We start from the raw sequence: 17,813 nt of genomic DNA, 5'->3' as shown, positions 1-17,813 counted from the left end.
CAAACCGCACATTAAAGTGCGGTTTATTTTTGGCTTATTCTGAATAACTTTCGAACCAACTTTCTAAAATCAAGCAAGCAGAAATCCCATCGACTTTACCTTTATTGAGAGCACGATAACCGCCACGTTGGAAAATTTCATCTCGAGCAGAAACCGTCGTTAAGCGCTCATCTTGCAGTTCTACTTTGATACCGAAACGACCATTTAAGCGGTTGGCAAATTTTTTCGCACGAAGTGTTAACTCTTGCTCAGTGCCATCCATATTTAAGGGCAATCCCACCACAATAACATCAGGTTTCCAGTCTTTTAAGCATTTTTCAATAGCATCCCAGTTTGGAATCCCATCTTGCGCTTTAAATGCAGGCAAGGCTTGCGCTGTACCCGTGATACTTTGCCCGACTGCACAACCAATGCTTTTTGTGCCAAAATCAAATGCGATTGCCGTGATGCCCATTAACTATGCCCTACTTGTGAAAAGACAAAATTATGAGGATTAATCCCCAATAATTGATTCGCTGCAGGATAACGATCTTCATAAATCGTTTCAAATAAAATGGTGTCTGAAGCAGGTGCCACTAACCACGCATTATCTGCAATCTCTTGTTCTAACTGTCCTGCGGTCCAACTTGCACAACCGAGAGCCACAAGATATTTTTCGGGCGCATCCTCTGAACCAAAGGTTTCTACAATATCTGCCGAAGTGGTCAGAAACATCTCATCGGTAATTTTATAACTGTGCTCAAATTCTTTCGCAGCTTTCTTATGCAGAATAAAACCACGCTCGGAATGTACTGGGCCACCCGCAAGTACAAGTTCATTGCTAAAAGTGCGGTCATTTTTCATCATAAAATTCATTTTTGAATATAGCTCAGCAATGCTTAAATCAGTGGGCTGATTAATCACTAAGCCCATCGAACCTTGCTCATTATGCTCGCACATATACACCACGGTATTTTGGAAATAATCCTCCAACTGTGGCATCGCAATTAAAAATTGTCCTTGTAAATCCATCATTATCCCAAATCTCCAAAACAAATTTGTAATGCACTAATGGCTGCTAAAGAAGCCGTTTCTGTGCGTAGCACACGCTTTCCTAATAAAATTTCAGTAAATCCTTGTTGTTCAGTTTGTGCGATTTCTTGAGGTGATAAACCACCTTCTGAACCAATAAGCAAACGAACCCCTTCTTTTGGAATGGAAGGCAAGGTTTTAATAGAATATTGGGCTCTTGGATGTAAATTCAATTTCAGTGCACCATCATTTTCTGCACACCAATCTTGCAACTTCATTAACGGACGAATTTCTGGCACAACGTTACGGCCACATTGTTCACAAGCCGCAATAGCAATTTTTTGCCATTGCTGGATTTTCTTATCCATGCGTTCGCCGTCTAGCTTCACGCCACAGCGTTCTGACCATAATGGTGTAATCACGTTCACGCCTAACTCTACAGATTTCTGAATGGTGAATTCCATTCGATCACCACGGGAAATAACCTGCCCTAAGTGAATCGATAAATTCGACTCTTTATCACTCAATTCACAGCCTAGAATTTCCACTTTAACGGCTTTTTTGCTCGCTTCAATAATTTTTGCCGGATAAATATGATTACTTCCATCAAATAATTCAATTTGCTCACCTTCCGTCATACGCAATACACGACCTACGTGATTAGCCGCATCCTCTGAAAGTTGGCAAGTAGATTGATTTTTAAGGGATTCTGGATGATAAATTCTTGGAATACGCATAATATTGAGTCTTTGATATAAGGAAAAAGTGCGGTCATTTTCAACCGCACTTTCATATTATTCTGTTTCTAAATCTTTTGGCAAACTTTCTAAAATAGTTCGCCAGTAAGCAGAAGTCACTTGCTTGTGTTTGCGAATACAACCTACCACTAAATCGGATTGGCTACTTTCACAAATATCGCGCAATTCGACATAGAAATCATGCGTGACTTGGCGATGTTTTTCTTCGCTGAAAAACAATAAGCCAATTTTATGATAAACCCCACGTAAACTATTAAAAATCAAACGATAGAAAGGTTTATTCGCCATGACTGTAAATTGGCGGAATAAGGCATAATCGAATTCCATATAGCTCTCTGCCGTATTTTCTAATGAATCTAATCCTTTAAACAAAGCAACTGAAGCTTTAGGTGAATTTTTGACAGCTTCATAAATATAAGATTCAGACATACGACTACGCAACGAAAGCATATTTTCAATGATTAATGGCGCACTTTGACGATCTAAGGTAATTAAGGTTTCAATAATGCTTGGACCGGCTGTATCCCAAATATCATTGACTTTTGTCGGCTTGCCGTGTTGAATGGTAAGCCATCCATCTCGTGCTAAACGCTGTAATACTTCACGTAATGTGGTGCGTGTCACACCGATTTTATCGGCTAAATCACGTTCAGAAGGAAGGTTAGTGCCGGCAGGAAATACATCATCCCAAATACTTCTAACAATATATTCTTCGGCAAGCGCGGCTGGGCTTTGAGCCCGTAAAAGGGTATTATCTGTTTGCATGAGTATGAAATAAATATAAAAAAGTCTAAAAAGATCAAAAAAATGTGATTTATTCACTAAATCTTCAACTGGTCTATTATCCTTTAAAGCAGTATATATTACAATGACAGGACTATAAAAAAACGGAGTTCGATATGACTTACACACAAGCATTTATGAAAAACTTTCTGGGCTCGAGCCCTGATTGGTATAAATTAACTATTATTACCTTCTTGGTAATTAATCCCATTTTATTCTTTTTTGTCAGCCCATTTTTTGCAGGCTGGTTACTCGTCGCAGAATTTATTTTCACCCTAGCCATGGCATTAAAATGTTACCCTCTTCAACCAGGTGGTTTATTAGCATTTGAAGCCATTGCTATTGGTATGACAAATGCGGAACACGTTAAAGCCGAGATCATGGCAAACTTTGAAGTGGTTTTACTTTTAATCTTCATGGTGGCTGGTATTTATTTTATGAAGCAACTTTTGCTTTATGTGTTCACCAAATTATTAGTCCGTATCCGTTCTAAAATCGTACTTTCCTTAGCATTCTGTTTCAGTGCAGCATTTCTTTCAGCTTTCTTAGATGCGCTTACTGTTGTTGCTGTAATCATCAGTGTTGCTATGGGTTTCTATGGGGTTTATCACAAAGTCGCATCCGGTAAAACACTACAAGATGCGCTTGATATTTCTGATGATAACAAAATCAATAATCATGAAACCTTAGAAAAATTCCGCTCTTTCTTACGTAGCTTAATGATGCATGCTGGTGTGGGTACTGCACTCGGTGGCGTAATGACTATGGTGGGCGAACCACAAAACTTGATCATTGCAGAACAAGCTAAATGGAATTTCATTGAATTCTTCTTCCGTATGGCGCCTGTGACTATTCCTGTCTTTATCTGTGGATTACTCACTTGTGTTTTAGTTGAAAAATTTAAAGTGTTCGGCTATGGCGAAAAATTACCAGAAGAAGTATGGCAAGTCTTAGCGGATTTAGATCGCGAAAATGCAAAAAAAATGTCTAAACAAGATAAGATTCGTCTTTCTGTCCAAGCTATTATCGCGGTTTGGTTAATCTTAGGCTTAGCCTTCCACTTAGCGGCTGTCGGCTTGATTGGTTTAAGTGTGATTATTCTTGCAACAACCTTTACAGGTGTAACTGATGAACATGCCATTGGTAAATCATTCCAAGAAAGTTTACCTTTCACTGCGTTATTAGTGGTATTTTTCTCTATTGTTGCGGTGATTATCGATCAAAAACTCTTTGCGCCAATTATTCACTTCGTATTAAGTTCTGAAGAGAAAACACAGTTAGCGCTATTCTACGGTTTCAACGGTTTACTTTCCGCAATTTCGGATAACGTATTCGTTGCAACGGTTTACATTAATGAGGCGAAACATGCGCTTGCGACAGGTGCTATTGCACCGCATCAATTTGAATTACTTGCTGTAGCAATCAATACAGGGACAAACTTACCTTCTGTTGCGACACCAAACGGTCAAGCCGCATTCTTGTTCTTATTAACATCATCGCTTGCACCGTTAATTAAACTTTCTTATGGTAGAATGGTCTATATGGCATTGCCTTACACTATCGTATTAACGCTAGTTGGTTTCCTTGCAATCGAATTTATTCTACCAGAAATGACAATTTGGCTTGCAAACCTTGGCTTAATTCTTCCAATTTAATGAAGCATAAGGAGAAAGAATGCTCGACTTTTTTAAGCAATTGTCCCTTAAGCGTTCGGCGTGGATCTTTTTGGCATTTACTGCATTTGCCTTAGAGTCGACCGCACTTTATTTTCAATACGGCATGGGTTTGCAACCTTGCGTACTTTGTGTTTATGAACGTTTAGCTGTTGTGGGTTTATTCGTCGCTGGTCTTATCGGTGCCTTAGCGCCAAGTTCGCTTATTATCCGCATTCTTGCTCTTATTGTTGGTTTATTTAGTGCAATCAAAGGATTAATGATCTCCATTCGACACCTCGATTTACAAATGAACCCAGCGCCCTGGAAGCAATGTGAATTTATACCAAACTTTCCAGAAACATTACCATTACATAAATGGCTACCTGCGGTCTTCAATCCGACAGGTAGCTGCAACGAAAGCCAATGGTCACTTTTCGGTATCACCATGGTGCAATGGTTGGTATTTATTTTCGCTGTCTATGTCATTGTGTTGGGATTAATTACACTTTCACAAGTGAAGAAAAGTCGAAATCGACGCCTCATTTTTAAGTAGTCTAATCGCATACTAAAAAGCCTAGAGATATTCTCTAGGCTTTTTTTATTACTGAAAGTCATTCTGTACTCAACATTATTCAAGAAAGAAATACCAATAAGGCATTAAGATCAACCAAATAAAGGCACTGAGAATAACAACAAATTTAAAACTGAAATGTTTGGTTTTATGACGAAAGCGTTTCATCCCGCAATAAACACCAATAAACCCACCAAGCAGGCTTAATAGAAAGAAAGTATTTTCAGAAATTCGCCAGCCATGACGAACCGCGCGGACTTTGTCTTTCCACATTAAAAAATAAGCGGCGATATTCACCGCCGCTAACATCACAAATAAAAGCTGAATCAGCATTATGCGTAAACTGGAAGACGTTTGCAGATTGCCAATACTTTTTCTTTGGTTGCTGCAATCACTTGTTCTTCGTTTTCTTTGCCTAATGCATCTAATACATCACACATCCAGCCGGCTAACTCACGACAGTCTTGTTCGTTAAAGCCACGACGAGTCACCGCTGGTGTACCAACACGAATACCAGAGGTCACAAATGGTTTTTGTGGATCATTTGGTACAGAGTTTTTATTCACTGTGATGTTCGCTTTACCTAACGCAGCATCAGCTGCTTTACCGGTTAAGCCTTGTTTAATGAAGCTCACTAAGAATAAATGGTTTTCTGTGCCATTTGAAACCACGTCATAACCGCGTTGTTTAAACACTTCTACCATTGCTTTCGCATTTTTAATCACATTCGCTTGGTATTCTTTATAAGCTGGCTCTAACGCTTCTTTGAAACATACTGCTTTCGCCGCAATAATGTGAACTAATGGACCACCTTGGTTTGCAGGGAAAACAGAAGATTGTAAGCGTTTATAAAGCTCTTCATCACCGCAAGAAGAAAGGATTAAACCGCCACGTGGACCACCTAAGGTTTTATGGGTAGTTGTTGTGACAACATGTGCATATGGTAATGGGTTTGGATATAAACCTGCTGCGATTAAACCTGCAACGTGCGCCATATCCACAAATAAATACGCGCCCACTTCATCCGCAATTTCGCGCATTTTTTTCCAATCTACAACCTGAGAATAAGCAGAGAAACCCGCCACAATCATTTTTGGTTTGTACTCTAATGCTTTTTGACGGACATCTTCATAGTCAATTAAACCATCAGCAGTGATACCATAAAGTACAGAATTATAGATTTTACCAGAGAAGCTCACTTTCGCCCCGTGGGTTAAGTGACCACCGTGTGCTAAATCCATCCCTAAAATAGTATCGCCAGCATTGATTAATGCGCCATATACCGCCGCATTGGCTTGTGAACCTGAGTGTGGTTGTACGTTTACATAATCCGCACCAAACAACTCTTTAGCACGATCAATCGCTAACTGCTCAACAATGTCTGCGTACTCACAACCGCCGTAGTAACGTTTACCTGGGTAGCCTTCAGCATACTTGTTAGTAAACTGTGAACCTTGCGCTTCCATTACGCGTGGACTTGCATAGTTTTCAGATGCGATAAGCTCGATATGCTCTTCTTGACGACGATTTTCGCCCTGAATAGCTTGCCATAGAACCGGATCGTAATCAGCGATGTTCATACTTTTTTTAAACATTGTGTTTTCCTCGTTGTTTGAATTATTTGTGTATAGTTTACCTGTTTCCAAGTAAAAACTTAATCAAAAATTTCGATCATATTTTTCATTATTACAATGAAAAACATTCATTTATCTAAATCGAGCCTTTTTCTTTCACTAATTTCTCAATTAGTTTAACTTCTTTTGTTTTCTCGCCAGCACCCAGTTTATGGCATTGGCTGGTTTCTTTCGTATAGGTATTAAAATTAGTCATCCTTGTTGGGCTTTTCATTTTAATCTTCATATCCAAATGATTACCGCAGTTATTACAAGGTGAAACAAATTCCTTATCTAATTCTTTAAATTCTGGAGATTGTTCAATAATTTTCGCGACTTGTGGTGAATGCGCTGTTTTAAATAGACGATCCGTAAAGTCATAACTTAACTTGCCATCATTCACCTGCCATTTGGCTTTAGCTTGCAATAAATAACGCATCCAGCCTTCTTTTGTATCAATCTGTGAAATACCACGTAGAAGCACAGTTTGATCTGCGTGATAGGTGACATAATCAAAATGCTCAACAGGTAAAGGGGATTTGGCTGCAGGTTTTACATGGCAAATCCAATCGCCGATTAAGGCTTTTTCCTGTTCAGTTTGTTGATGCGCCGTTGCACATCCTGATAACAATACAGCGATAAGACTACTTAATACTAATTTTCTCATCATAACTCTCCTTTTATTAATCAGATCCCCGTACCTAAAAATAAAGTGCGGTTGAAATCGTATTTGTTTTTCTTAATCGACCCTATTTCTTTACAAACCACTTATTCAATAACTGAATATCCTTGTCATTCTCTGTTACTCGTCGGCAGGTCGCATAATCCTTACCGAGAATAAGTTGATTGCCATTTTGTTTCAGCTCAATTGGCATATCTGTATGATTAGCAGACTTACTATAAAATGCTGCCAACTCTTCTTTTTCTTGTTTTTGTAGGGCTTTATTTTGCTTGATGACTTTAGCCACATTTTTACTATGAGCCGGCGCCATAGAACGATTGATAAAATCAAAACTCAAAATATTATTTTGAGCCTGCCATTTCACCTTGCCTTTGGTTAAATAACGAATTGTGTTTTCTTTATCTAATTCGATACTCGAAATACCTCGCAACATACCTGTTCCATCAGATTTCAAGACAAAATGATCTAAACGATCATAAGTTTGTTTATCTTTCGTCGGGATAGTATGACAAATCCATTCGCCATCTAACGTTGAGCTTTGTGAAACATTTGAAGCCCCTGCACAACCTGTTAATAATACTGCTACAAAACTACCCAATATTAACTTTCTCATAAGATACTCCTTTTATTGTCAGTAGGGATAACATTCATCACAACAAAGTAGGGAAATTTTTATTTAATCCGGAATACGCAAAAGGCGGCAGTTACATAAATCATCACTCTCAAATTCTGATATTTCACCTGCAACCTTATTCGGAATGGGAAATAAACGCACAGTTAGCGGTTTATTTAAGCGGAATGCCATCGTCCCCGTATCACGCATAATAGCTGCTATGCTTTCAGCCTTAGCATTTCCCGCCACAGGAACTGTATCTAAACCAATACCGCATACCGCGCTATACGTCAGTAAAGCACGAATATCAAAATATTGTTTTTGCGTCCCTTCGGCTAAACCTAAATCTTCTGTCACTGCCAACATTAATCCGGAAAACCCAGCCAATGGCACACGTTGGATTGATTTAAACACTTTTGTCAGTAAGGCAGAAACCTCTACTGAACCAGCTGCACCAAAATAAGGCAATCCCATTAATTCATAGATTTTTGTCATGGATGAACAATTTTTTGATGGCGCCGCCGAACTATCAATGCCTGCAAACTCAAATTCACCCGATAATTTGACCGCACTTAACATCTCTAATACTTGATCTACATGATATTGCAGCGCTTTCGACATAGCCTGATAACAATCCGCATAAAATTGATTATGAGGCGATTTTGGTACAGATTTTAATACTTCGACTAATAAATCGGGCGTTTCGAACCCAATGACAAAACTGTTTGGCAAATGACTTAGATGATAACCGGCAGGGAAATAAGGAATAAATGGCTTGCAGTTAAAATTCACCGTAAAGTTAAAATTACCTTCGCCACGTGGTGTAATATTTGCAATTCGTTGTACGGCATAAACAGATTGTTCGATAAGTTCATTATCTAACACGCCATTTTCATCTAATGGCACATTAACACAAGCATTACACAAGTCGCCATAAGCTGCGATTAACTCTGGCAATAACGAAATTTCCTCTTTATTTCTCGCCGCACCTATCGCAAATCGAAGACGAATGCCACTTTCATTAAACTTATTCAGTAACTCTGTTAAATACTGCAAATCTGCTTTTGCTGTTTGCAAATTGGTTAAATCCAAATATTCACCAAAAGGATTGGTAATTACTCGAATCGATTGCAAGGTATAACCTGCTTTCTGCACAGCTGGCAATAACAAATCTACATCACGTTTTACCGAATAAAGGGCGTCTTCCCATTGCGTTTTATCTTTATGTAACGTCAGAAAAAAACTTATGGTACGAAGACGACATAATTCCTTATTTTTATAATCCATTCGAGCCCTTACCATTAAAGTAGTTAATTTTATTGTTCACGAGCGACGGCACGATGACCAATATCTCGACGATAAAAACGTCCTGTCCATTGAATTTGCTCAGCAAGCTTTAAGGCTTTTTGTTGTGCTTCAAATACGCTTTCGCCTAACGCAGTAGCACAAAGTACGCGACCGCCATTCGTAACTAATTTGCCTTCTTTTTCTGCTACACCCGCTAAGAAAACTTTCTCATTTTCGACCGCACTTTGTGGTAAACCGCTAATCACATCGCCTTTACGATAATCGCCTGGATAGCCTTCCGCGGCTAACACAATACCTAAGGACGCTTTTGGATTCCATTGGGATTTCACTTCATCCAATTTTCCCTCGCAAGCTTTAAGGCAAAGCTCAACGAGATCTGATTCAAGGCGTAGCATAATTGGCTGTGTTTCTGGATCGCCAAAACGGCAGTTAAATTCAATTACTTTCGGCTGAGCATTTGGCATGATCATTAATCCCGCATACAAGAAACCGGTGTAAACATTGCCTTCTGCCGCCATACCATTAACCGTTGGATAAATCACTTCACGCATAATACGCTCATGAATTTCAGGTGTCACCACTGGTGCAGGCGAATACGCCCCCATGCCACCAGTATTTAAACCTGTATCATTTTCGCCCACGCGTTTATGATCTTGACTGGTTGCCATAGGCTCGACGTTTTTACCGTCCACCATGACGATAAAGCTGGCTTCTTCACCATCTAGAAACTCTTCAATCACCACTCGGCTACCCGCTTCACCAAAGGCATTGCCTGAAAGCATATCACGTACAGCCTCTTCCGCTTCTTGCAATGTCATTGCAACAATTACCCCTTTACCCGCCGCTAAACCATCCGCTTTAACGACAATTGGTGCGCCTTTTTCACGCAAATATGCTAACGCAGGCTCAACTTCGGTAAAGTTTTGATATTCTGCTGTTGGGATTTTATGACGAGCGAGGAAATCTTTGGTGAATGCCTTTGAACCTTCTAATTGAGCTGCCGCTTGAGTTGGGCCAAAAATTTTCAATCCCGCCTCACGAAATGCATCAACCACACCAATCACTAATGGAGCTTCAGGGCCAACAATGGTTAATCCAATTTGTTTATCTTGAGCAAATTTCACTAAGGCAGGGATATCTGTTGCAGCAATATTCACGTTTTCTACTTTTTGTTCTAATGCTGTACCCGCGTTGCCTGATGCGACGAAAACTTTGTCCGCTAATGGAGATTGTGCAGCTTTCCAAGCCAAGGCGTGTTCACGACCGCCATTTCCGATGATGAGGATGTTCATGTTATAGTCCTTGCGTATGCCTAATTTAAAAAAGTGCGGCTATTTTTTCCTGTAATTTCCCCTCTTTTGTAAAGAGGGGGCTAGGGGGAGATTTAAACGATATTGAATTTAGTATGAGCTTGAGATCACTTCTGCCAAATCTCCCCTTCCCCTCTTTGCTAAAGAGGGGGATAGTTAGATAAATTAATGTCTAAAATGTCTCATTCCAGTTAATACCATCACCATATTATGTTCATCCGCTGCATCAATGACTTCTTGATCGCGCATTGAACCACCTGGATGGATAACGCATTGAATCCCTACTTTCGCCGCTGCATCAATACCGTCACGGAATGGGAAGAATGCATCAGAAGCCATTACACAACCGGCTACGGTTAAACCTTCATCCTGCGCTTTAATACCCGCAATCTTCGCAGAATATACACGGCTCATTTGGCCTGCACCAATGCCGATAGTTTGATTATCTTTAGCATAAACAATGGCATTGGATTTCACAAATTTCGCCACTTTCCAGCAGAATAATAAGTCTTTTAATTCTTGTTCAGTTGGCTGACGTTTACTTACCACTTTTAAGTCATCCACGCCAACCATGCCTAAATCCGCATCTTGTACTAATAAACCGCCGTTTACACGTTTGAAATCTAAACGCTCGGAACGAGAAGTCCATTCACCACATTCAAGCAAACGAACATTTTTCTTACGTTTCACCACTTCTTGTGCTTCAGCAGAAACTTTCGGTGCAATAATCACTTCAACGAATTGACGCTCCACAATTTCATTCGCGGTTTTTTCGTCTAATTCACGGTTGAACGCAATAATGCCGCCAAATGCAGAAGTTGGATCGGTTTGGTAAGCTCGATTATAGGCGTCTAAAATATCTTTACCTAAAGCCACACCGCATGGATTAGCGTGTTTCACAATCACACAAGCTGGCTCATCAAATTCTTTCACGCATTCAAGTGCTGCATCGGTGTCTGCAATATTATTGTAAGACAAGGCTTTACCTTGGAGTTGATGAGCCGTAGCGACGCTCGCTTCTTTCACATTCAAATCAACATAGAAAGCTGCATTTTGATGGGCATTTTCGCCGTAACGCATGGTTTGTTTACGCACGAAGTTAAGGTTTAAAGTCCGTGGGAATTGACCGCACTTCGCATTTGCGTCTTCTTCCTCTGCCACATGATACGGTTTCACCATTTGTCCAAAATAGTTGGCAATCATAGAATCATATTGAGCGGTATGTTCAAATGCTTTAATCGCAAGGTCAAAACGAGTTTCAAGTGTTAGGCTGTTGTGGTGTTTATCCATTTCAGCAAGAATGTTGTTAAAATCATGATTATTCACCACGATCGCCACATCTTTATGGTTTTTCGCGGCAGAACGTACCATGGTTGGGCCACCGATATCGATATTTTCTACCGCGTCTTCTAACGTACAATTTGGCTTCGCTACTGTTGCGGCAAATGGATATAAATTCACAACGATCATATCAATGCCTTCAATGCCATGTTGCTGCATGATAGCGTCATCTGTACCACGACGACCAAGAATACCGCCATGTACTTTTGGATGTAAGGTTTTCACACGACCGTCCATCATTTCTGGGAATCCCGTGTAATCAGACACTTCTGTCACCGGTAAACCATGTTGCTCCAATAATTTTGCGGTACCGCCTGTGGAAAGTAGTTTTACACCACGCTGTACTAAGCCTTGAGCAAATTCTACGATACCGGTTTTATCAGAAACACTCAGTAAAGCCTGACGAATTGGACGATCTGTCATTACATTTTCCTTTCATTAAATGGTTAAAAATAGGCGGGTGGAATTATAGCGCAAACGTTTGCGTTTATATAGAAAAAATTTTTCTGGTAAGCGCACTTAAAAGTGCGGTGATTTATTTAAACGATTTTAAAAATAAAAAAGCCCGCGAATGCGGGCAATCTAACAATATGATTAACGTTTACGGTTATCTAAAGAAAACGCTCCGGCACCGGCAAACACAAAATAGAAGAACACGAGAGAGTAAAGTAAAGCAAGTTCACCACCGTTCGAGATTGGGAAGAATAAATTCCCTTGACCAGCTGCGTGCATAAAGAAATACGCATAAGCCATTTGACCTGAAAGAATAAATGCCGCTGGGCGAACAAATAAACCTAAAATTAATAGGATTGAACCGACAATCTCAATTACCCCACCGACAATCATCAGTGGATCGCCCACTGCGCCGTTACCGCCCGTCATTGAAATTGGGAATTCCCAGAATTTCGCTATGCCGTGTAAGATAAACATATACGCGGCGACGATACGTAATAAAGCTAAAACATACGGAGAGTATTTTTCTAAGTTTTTCATAAAGTTTTCCTAATAAAAATAAAAAGTGATTTGAGAACGGGGTGTATGTTAATGATTAACTCGAAGCCAAACAATACCTCAAATCGAAAAGGACTTTTTACTATTAGGAAATAATTTTACGCTTTACTGATTTTCTCAATCCATTGTAAAAACTCAACGGGCGGCATGAATCCGTTAACACGACTCCCCTCAATTTCTTTTCCATCTCGGTTAAAGAACAAAATAGTCGGTAAACCTAACACTTTATATTTTGTCATCAAAGCGCGGTTTTCTTCGGAGTTTTTTGTCATATCAACTTGAAGAAGCAGCATGTCGCCAAAGGCTTTTTGGACACTTGGATCACTAAATGTTTCTTTTTCAAACTCTTTACAAGCGACACACCAATCCGCATAAAGATCGAGCATCACAAGTGGTTTGTTATTTTCAGCAAGTGCTTGTTGCAATTCAGCTTCGCTTTTCACTTTCTTAAATTCAATATGAGAAAAAGCCTTATTTTCGACCGCACTTGGTGCTTGGCTTTCCCCCCAAACCCAAGTTTGAAGCGGTTTAACACTAATCATGGCTGCCACTAAAAAGAGAATTCGGAATACCCAACCGGTACCATTTTTTGGCATTTGGAAAGCAAACCAAATAAAGAATGCGGTACCAAGCATCGCCCATAATCTTGGCGTCCATTCATCAGGCAAAATACGAGAAATTAAGAATACTGGTAACGCAAGCATCACAAAGCCAAAGAGCTTTTTAACGGTTTCCATCCACATGCCTGATTTAGGCAGGATTTTATTCCCAAATAAAGTGATTAAAATCAGAGGGACGCCCATACCCAACGCGAGCAAATAAAGCGTGATCGCACCAGTAAATAAATCTCCACTCTGCGCCACGTAAAGCAAGGCGCCAGAAAGCGGTGCAGATGTGCAAGGCGAAGCCACAAGCCCCGCAATCATCCCCATTAAGAACACGCCACCAAAGGCGCCGGCTTTTTGCTGTTGACTAAGTAAAGACAGTTTTGTTTGTAAGGAACTTGGGAGCTGTAAGGTAAATAGGCCGAACATCGACAATGCTAACAAGACAAAGATGATTGATAAGCCAATCATCACATAAGGATGTTGTAAAGCGACTTGGAATGGCAAACCAATTGCAGCCACAATCAAGCCTAGCAAGGTATAAGTCAGCGCCATCCCCTGCACATATACAAAACTTAATGCGAAAGCGCGCCACATATTAGGGCGTTGATTTTGACCAATCACTATCGCTGAAAGCAACGGCAGCATTGGCAACACACAAGGGGTAAAAGCCAAACCTAAGCCCAATAAGAAAAAGCCAAATACGGCATATTTGCTATTAAATAAGCTTTCCGCTAAACGATCTTGCTCTGCTTTAGGTTGTGCGGAAAGTGCGGTCGATTTTTCCGATGTTTTTTCAGTATTAGCAACCTGTGCGATAGGCAAATCAGCTACTTTAATTTCTTTCACTTCAGGCGGATAACAAAAGCCCGATGTACAACCTTGGTAAGCAATTTCAACCACATCTTCGGCTTTTAATGGCGGATGGCTTGCTTTAAAAATAGCTTGCACGGGCTTTTTGAAAATCTTCATTAAGCCAAAATAAGGATCGTTATAATCTTCAGGTGAAATAGAAAATGTCGGCACATCAAATGATGAGGCTTCCTCTTGGTTGAGTTTCACGGAAATTTTCTCTTGATAGAGATAATACCCTTCTGCTATCGACCAATTGACGATCACATTTTCTTGATTCTCGCTTTTCGCAGCTGAAAATTGAAAAGCGTCATCCACAGGTAAGAAAGCCGGTTTCTTATCAAAAAGAGCGGCTTGAGTGGAAAGAGCGGTAAAAATAAAAAATAAAAAAAGAAGAATTCGCTTCATCATAAAGTCCCAACTATTGTTCCTACTAAAATTCTAGCATAGATCAAAAGAATGTTAATAATTTATGACTTAGATCATAAAATTAAATGTAATTTAAACAATGACCGCACTTTTCTGTTGTTACAGCAATGTTACAATTATAGAATATGCCCATAACAAAGTATAACAAGGAGCAACGAATGGCTACCCCAAAAATTCTCATCGTGGAAGATGAAGCGGTAACCCGTAATACGTTAAAAGGAATTTTTGAAGCTGAGGGCTATGAGGTATTACAAGCACAAGATGGTGCCGAAATGTATCGTCAGTTAAGCTCGGAAACGGTTAATCTCATCGTATTAGATATCAACTTACCCGGTAAAAATGGTTTATTACTGGGCCGTGAATTGCGTGAAAAAACACCTATCCCTCTGATTTTTCTCACGGGGAGAGATAATGAAGTTGATAAAATTTTAGGTTTAGAAATCGGAGCCGATGATTATCTCACTAAGCCATTTAACCCAAGAGAACTCACCATTCGTGCAAGAAATTTATTGCATCGCACGATGACATTAAATGGCAAAGAGGCCCATTTACAACGCGAGAACTATCGTTTTAATGGTTGGACACTGGATTTAAATAGTCATAATTTAATTACGCCTGAAGGCACTGAGTTTAAGCTACCGCGTAGTGAATTTCGTGCCATGTTGCATTTCTGTGAAAACCCAGGAAAATTGCAAACTCGCGAAGAATTATTGCTAAAAATGACGGGACGTGAATTAAAACCACAAGATCGTACCGTGGATGTCACAATTCGCCGCATTCGAAAACATTTTGAAGATCATCCTAATACCCCAGAAATCATTGCTACCGTGCATGGTGAAGGCTATCGTTTCTGTGGTGAATTAGAAGAATAATCGATCATCTAGTAATAAAAGGCTGAGTCAAATCAGCCTTTTGTTTTTTGCTATCCACGACGAGATTCGGTAAAATCAACGCCAATTTACGATTAATAAACAACGGATAACAATGACCAAGAAGAAAGTCAAAGTCGGCTCCAACACCATTGCGTTAAATAAACGAGCTCGACACGAATATTTTATTGAAGATGAAATTGAAGCCGGCCTTGAATTACAAGGTTGGGAAGTAAAATCAATGCGCGCAGGTAAAGCCAATATCAGCGACAGCTACATCATTTTTAAAAACGGTGACGCCTATTTATTTGGTGCAACCATTCAACCATTAAGCTTGGCTTCTACCCACGTGGTTTGCGATCCGACGCGTACGCGTAAGCTTTTATTGAATAAACGTGAACTGGATAATCTTTTCGGTAAATCAAGCCGTGATGGTTTTACCATTGTTGCCCTTTCTCTTTATTGGAAAGGTGCTTGGGCAAAGATCAAAATCGGTCTTGCGAAAGGTAAAAAACAACATGATAAACGTGATGATATTAAAGAGCGTGAATGGAAAGTAGCGAAAGAGCGTATTATGAAAAACGCACATCGTGGATAACTCTCCCTCCAAACTGACAAAATGCCTTTCAATCGAAAGGCATTTTTCTTTTTCTCAATATGAAAAAAATTCTCATAGCTATGAATAAAATTATATTGATAATCATTATCTTTTGAATTAGTATCTTCGCCCAATTCTTTTCGTTATATAAGGAGCTCTAATGAAAAAAGGCATTCACCCTGAAAATTATCGTACCGTTTTATTTTACGATTCCAACGCAAAACAAGGCTTTCTCATCCGTTCTTGTGCTAAAACCAACAACACCATGAAATGGGAAGATGGTAATGAATACCCTGTATTTATGTGCGATACCTCATCAGCCTCTCACCCATTTTATACTGGTAAAACTCGTCAAATTGGTAACGAAGGTCGTGCAAGTGAATTTGCAAACCGCTACGGTAAATTTGGCGCATTTAAATCAAAATAGGAATGTTCAATGAAAGTATTATCTTCACTCAAAAGCGCAAAAAACCGTCCTGGCTGCAAAATTGTTCGTCGCCACGGTGTCGTCTATGTCATTTCGAAAACCAACCCTCGCTTTAAAGCGCGTCAAGGTGGGAAAAAGAAAGGTTAACCCCAATAAAAAAAGAGCGGTCAAATTTCCGCTCTTTTTTCATTTAGGCATTAAGGTTTGTAAATAAACTCAACACCTTCTTCATCTTCTTCGTCCCAATCATCCCAGTCATCATCTTCATCATCAAATTGATGTTCAGCAAGCTGTTCTTGATGGTAGTCTTCCCATTTGAATTTCACTTCTTCTGGTTTATTTTCTTCTACTTCCGCATCACGTGGATTCGCTTCAATGAAATCCATAATATCACGACAAAGTGGCGGCACATTTTTACCGGTTGCGGCAGAAATGAGGTGATAGCCTTCTTCCCAACCAAGACGTTCGGTAATCTCTTGAGCACGTTCATGCGCCTCTTCTTCTGTCATCGTATCAATTTTATTGAAGACTAACCAACGTGGTTTATCTGCCAATTTTTCACTATATTGGAATAATTCTGACTCAATGATCGCAATATTATCAGCAGGATCGGATTCATCAATTGGGTTAATATCCACTAAATGAATTAACACACGACAACGTTCTAAGTGCTTTAAGAAACGAATACCCAAACCCGCACCATCCGATGCACCTTCAATCAATCCAGGAATATCGGCCACTACAAAGCTATGGCTCTCATCCACTTTCACTACGCCTAAACTTGGCACTAAAGTGGTAAATGGATAATCCGCAACTTTTGGTTTTGCGGCTGAAACGGCACGAATAAAGGTGGATTTACCTGCATTTGGTAAACCAAGCATCCCGACATCCGCAAGAAGCATCAATTCTAATAATAAATCACGTTTTTCCCCAGGTGTCCCCATGGTTTTTTGGCGAGGTGCACGGTTCACTGAAGATTTAAAACGTGTATTACCTAAACCATGATAACCACCTTTCGCCACTAACATTTTGGCGCCATGCTTTGTCAAATCGCCAAGCACTTCTTTGGTATCATTATCAATTGCACGCGTTCCCACCGGCACACGTAACGTAATATCTTTACCGCGGCGACCGGTACAATCTGAACTATGACCATTCTCACCGCGTTCTGCAGCAAAACGTTTCGTAAAGCGATAATCGATCAAGGTATTTAAGTTTTCGTCTGCAACCAAATAAACATCACCGCCATCACCGCCATCACCGCCATCAGGACCACCTTTGGGGATAAATTTTTCACGGCGGAAACTTACACAACCGTTTCCACCATCCCCTGCTTCCACACGAATCAAGGCTTCATCAATAAATTTCATAAAAACT

Annotated in this window: 20 protein-coding genes; 6 read left to right on the top strand and 14 right to left on the bottom strand. The window is 39.9% G+C overall.

Annotation, left to right across the window (positions count from 1 at the left end; translation table 11 throughout):
• Positions 1 to 34 precede the first annotated feature (34 nt).
• From ruvX to fadR, 4 genes are read right to left on the bottom strand one after another with little or no spacing between them, the layout of a single operon-like run.
• On the bottom strand, positions 35 to 454 hold the full coding sequence (ruvX, locus tag HMPREF2732_RS01335; RefSeq protein WP_070590403.1) for a Holliday junction resolvase RuvX: 420 nt from the start codon (positions 452 to 454) through the stop codon (positions 35 to 37).
• On the bottom strand, positions 454 to 1,014 hold the full coding sequence (locus tag HMPREF2732_RS01330) for a YqgE/AlgH family protein (protein ID WP_070590400.1): 561 nt from the start codon (positions 1,012 to 1,014) through the stop codon (positions 454 to 456). The genes ruvX and HMPREF2732_RS01330 overlap by 1 nt, the downstream gene beginning before the upstream one ends.
• Positions 1,014 to 1,748: a 16S rRNA (uracil(1498)-N(3))-methyltransferase gene (gene rsmE, locus HMPREF2732_RS01325; protein WP_049384563.1), complete on the bottom strand. Its 735-nt coding sequence runs from the start codon at positions 1,746 to 1,748 to the stop codon at positions 1,014 to 1,016. The genes HMPREF2732_RS01330 and rsmE overlap by 1 nt, the downstream gene beginning before the upstream one ends.
• Before the next feature lie 57 nt (positions 1,749 to 1,805).
• The gene (fadR, locus tag HMPREF2732_RS01320) at positions 1,806 to 2,534 is read right to left on the bottom strand and encodes a fatty acid metabolism transcriptional regulator FadR (protein WP_070590678.1); all 729 of its coding nucleotides are present in this window, start codon (positions 2,532 to 2,534) and stop codon (positions 1,806 to 1,808) included.
• Between the two features lie 134 nt (positions 2,535 to 2,668).
• On the opposite strand from fadR, the gene nhaB reads away from it, so the two are divergent.
• Both nhaB and dsbB read left to right on the top strand, forming a co-directional pair.
• A complete protein-coding gene (gene nhaB / locus HMPREF2732_RS01315) occupies positions 2,669 to 4,207 on the top strand; it encodes a Na(+)/H(+) antiporter NhaB (RefSeq protein ID WP_070590397.1) in 1,539 nt (512 codons plus the stop codon).
• Positions 4,208 to 4,226: 19 nt separating this feature from the next.
• On the top strand, positions 4,227 to 4,760 hold the full coding sequence (gene dsbB / locus HMPREF2732_RS01310; RefSeq protein ID WP_070590393.1) for a disulfide bond formation protein DsbB: 534 nt from the start codon (positions 4,227 to 4,229) through the stop codon (positions 4,758 to 4,760).
• 75 nt (positions 4,761 to 4,835) lie between these two features.
• On the opposite strand, the gene HMPREF2732_RS01305 is transcribed toward dsbB, so the two are convergent.
• The 9 genes from HMPREF2732_RS01305 to HMPREF2732_RS01265 all read right to left on the bottom strand — a co-directional run bounded on the left by HMPREF2732_RS01305 (position 4,836) and on the right by HMPREF2732_RS01265 (position 14,521).
• Entirely contained in the window at positions 4,836 to 5,111 is a 276-nt protein-coding gene (locus tag HMPREF2732_RS01305) for a DUF1294 domain-containing protein (RefSeq protein WP_049372809.1), read from the bottom strand.
• Positions 5,111 to 6,373, bottom strand: coding sequence for a serine hydroxymethyltransferase (gene glyA / locus HMPREF2732_RS01300; protein ID WP_070590391.1), 1,263 nt, complete (start codon positions 6,371 to 6,373; stop codon positions 5,111 to 5,113). Before glyA ends, HMPREF2732_RS01305 begins: the two co-directional genes overlap by 1 nt.
• A gap of 115 nt (positions 6,374 to 6,488) precedes the next feature.
• A complete protein-coding gene (locus tag HMPREF2732_RS01295; RefSeq protein ID WP_261673757.1) occupies positions 6,489 to 7,061 on the bottom strand; it encodes a hypothetical protein in 573 nt (190 codons plus the stop codon).
• A 79-nt stretch (positions 7,062 to 7,140) separates the two neighbouring features.
• Positions 7,141 to 7,686, bottom strand: coding sequence for a hypothetical protein (locus tag HMPREF2732_RS01290; RefSeq protein WP_070590383.1), 546 nt, complete (start codon positions 7,684 to 7,686; stop codon positions 7,141 to 7,143).
• A gap of 63 nt (positions 7,687 to 7,749) precedes the next feature.
• Positions 7,750 to 8,973 carry a DUF711 family protein gene (locus HMPREF2732_RS01285; protein WP_070590380.1) on the bottom strand — a complete coding sequence of 408 codons (1,224 nt, stop codon included), beginning with the start codon at positions 8,971 to 8,973 and terminating at the stop codon, positions 7,750 to 7,752.
• Positions 8,974 to 9,002: 29 nt separating this feature from the next.
• On the bottom strand, positions 9,003 to 10,286 hold the full coding sequence (gene purD, locus HMPREF2732_RS01280; RefSeq protein ID WP_070590376.1) for a phosphoribosylamine--glycine ligase: 1,284 nt from the start codon (positions 10,284 to 10,286) through the stop codon (positions 9,003 to 9,005).
• 183 nt (positions 10,287 to 10,469) lie between these two features.
• Complete coding sequence (gene purH, locus HMPREF2732_RS01275; protein WP_070590373.1) at positions 10,470 to 12,068, bottom strand: bifunctional phosphoribosylaminoimidazolecarboxamide formyltransferase/IMP cyclohydrolase; 1,599 nt, start codon at positions 12,066 to 12,068, stop codon at positions 10,470 to 10,472.
• Positions 12,069 to 12,239: 171 nt separating this feature from the next.
• Complete coding sequence (locus HMPREF2732_RS01270) at positions 12,240 to 12,638, bottom strand: DoxX family protein (RefSeq protein ID WP_070590369.1); 399 nt, start codon at positions 12,636 to 12,638, stop codon at positions 12,240 to 12,242.
• 116 nt (positions 12,639 to 12,754) lie between these two features.
• Positions 12,755 to 14,521, bottom strand: coding sequence for a protein-disulfide reductase DsbD (locus HMPREF2732_RS01265; RefSeq protein WP_070590366.1), 1,767 nt, complete (start codon positions 14,519 to 14,521; stop codon positions 12,755 to 12,757).
• 179 nt (positions 14,522 to 14,700) lie between these two features.
• On the opposite strand from HMPREF2732_RS01265, the gene arcA reads away from it, so the two are divergent.
• From arcA to ykgO, 4 genes are all read left to right on the top strand, one after another.
• Positions 14,701 to 15,414 carry a two-component system response regulator ArcA gene (gene arcA, locus HMPREF2732_RS01260; RefSeq protein ID WP_070582579.1) on the top strand — a complete coding sequence of 238 codons (714 nt, stop codon included), beginning with the start codon at positions 14,701 to 14,703 and terminating at the stop codon, positions 15,412 to 15,414.
• A 112-nt stretch (positions 15,415 to 15,526) separates the two neighbouring features.
• A complete protein-coding gene (smpB, locus tag HMPREF2732_RS01255) occupies positions 15,527 to 16,009 on the top strand; it encodes an SsrA-binding protein SmpB (RefSeq protein WP_070590363.1) in 483 nt (160 codons plus the stop codon).
• 160 nt (positions 16,010 to 16,169) lie between these two features.
• A complete protein-coding gene (locus tag HMPREF2732_RS01250; protein ID WP_005695437.1) occupies positions 16,170 to 16,436 on the top strand; it encodes a type B 50S ribosomal protein L31 in 267 nt (88 codons plus the stop codon).
• Positions 16,437 to 16,445: 9 nt separating this feature from the next.
• Entirely contained in the window at positions 16,446 to 16,583 is a 138-nt protein-coding gene (ykgO, locus tag HMPREF2732_RS01245; RefSeq protein WP_005695435.1) for a type B 50S ribosomal protein L36, read from the top strand.
• A gap of 50 nt (positions 16,584 to 16,633) precedes the next feature.
• Here ykgO and cgtA read toward each other — a convergent pair whose 3' ends face one another.
• On the bottom strand, positions 16,634 to 17,806 hold the full coding sequence (cgtA, locus tag HMPREF2732_RS01240; protein ID WP_005697855.1) for an Obg family GTPase CgtA: 1,173 nt from the start codon (positions 17,804 to 17,806) through the stop codon (positions 16,634 to 16,636).
• Positions 17,807 to 17,813 lie beyond the last annotated feature (7 nt).

The organism is Haemophilus sp. HMSC061E01, assembly GCF_001810345.1.
Classification (GTDB): domain Bacteria; phylum Pseudomonadota; class Gammaproteobacteria; order Enterobacterales; family Pasteurellaceae; genus Haemophilus_D.
The sequence above is the reverse complement of the archived record's forward strand: the minus strand, read 5'-3'. Positions and strand labels throughout refer to the sequence as shown.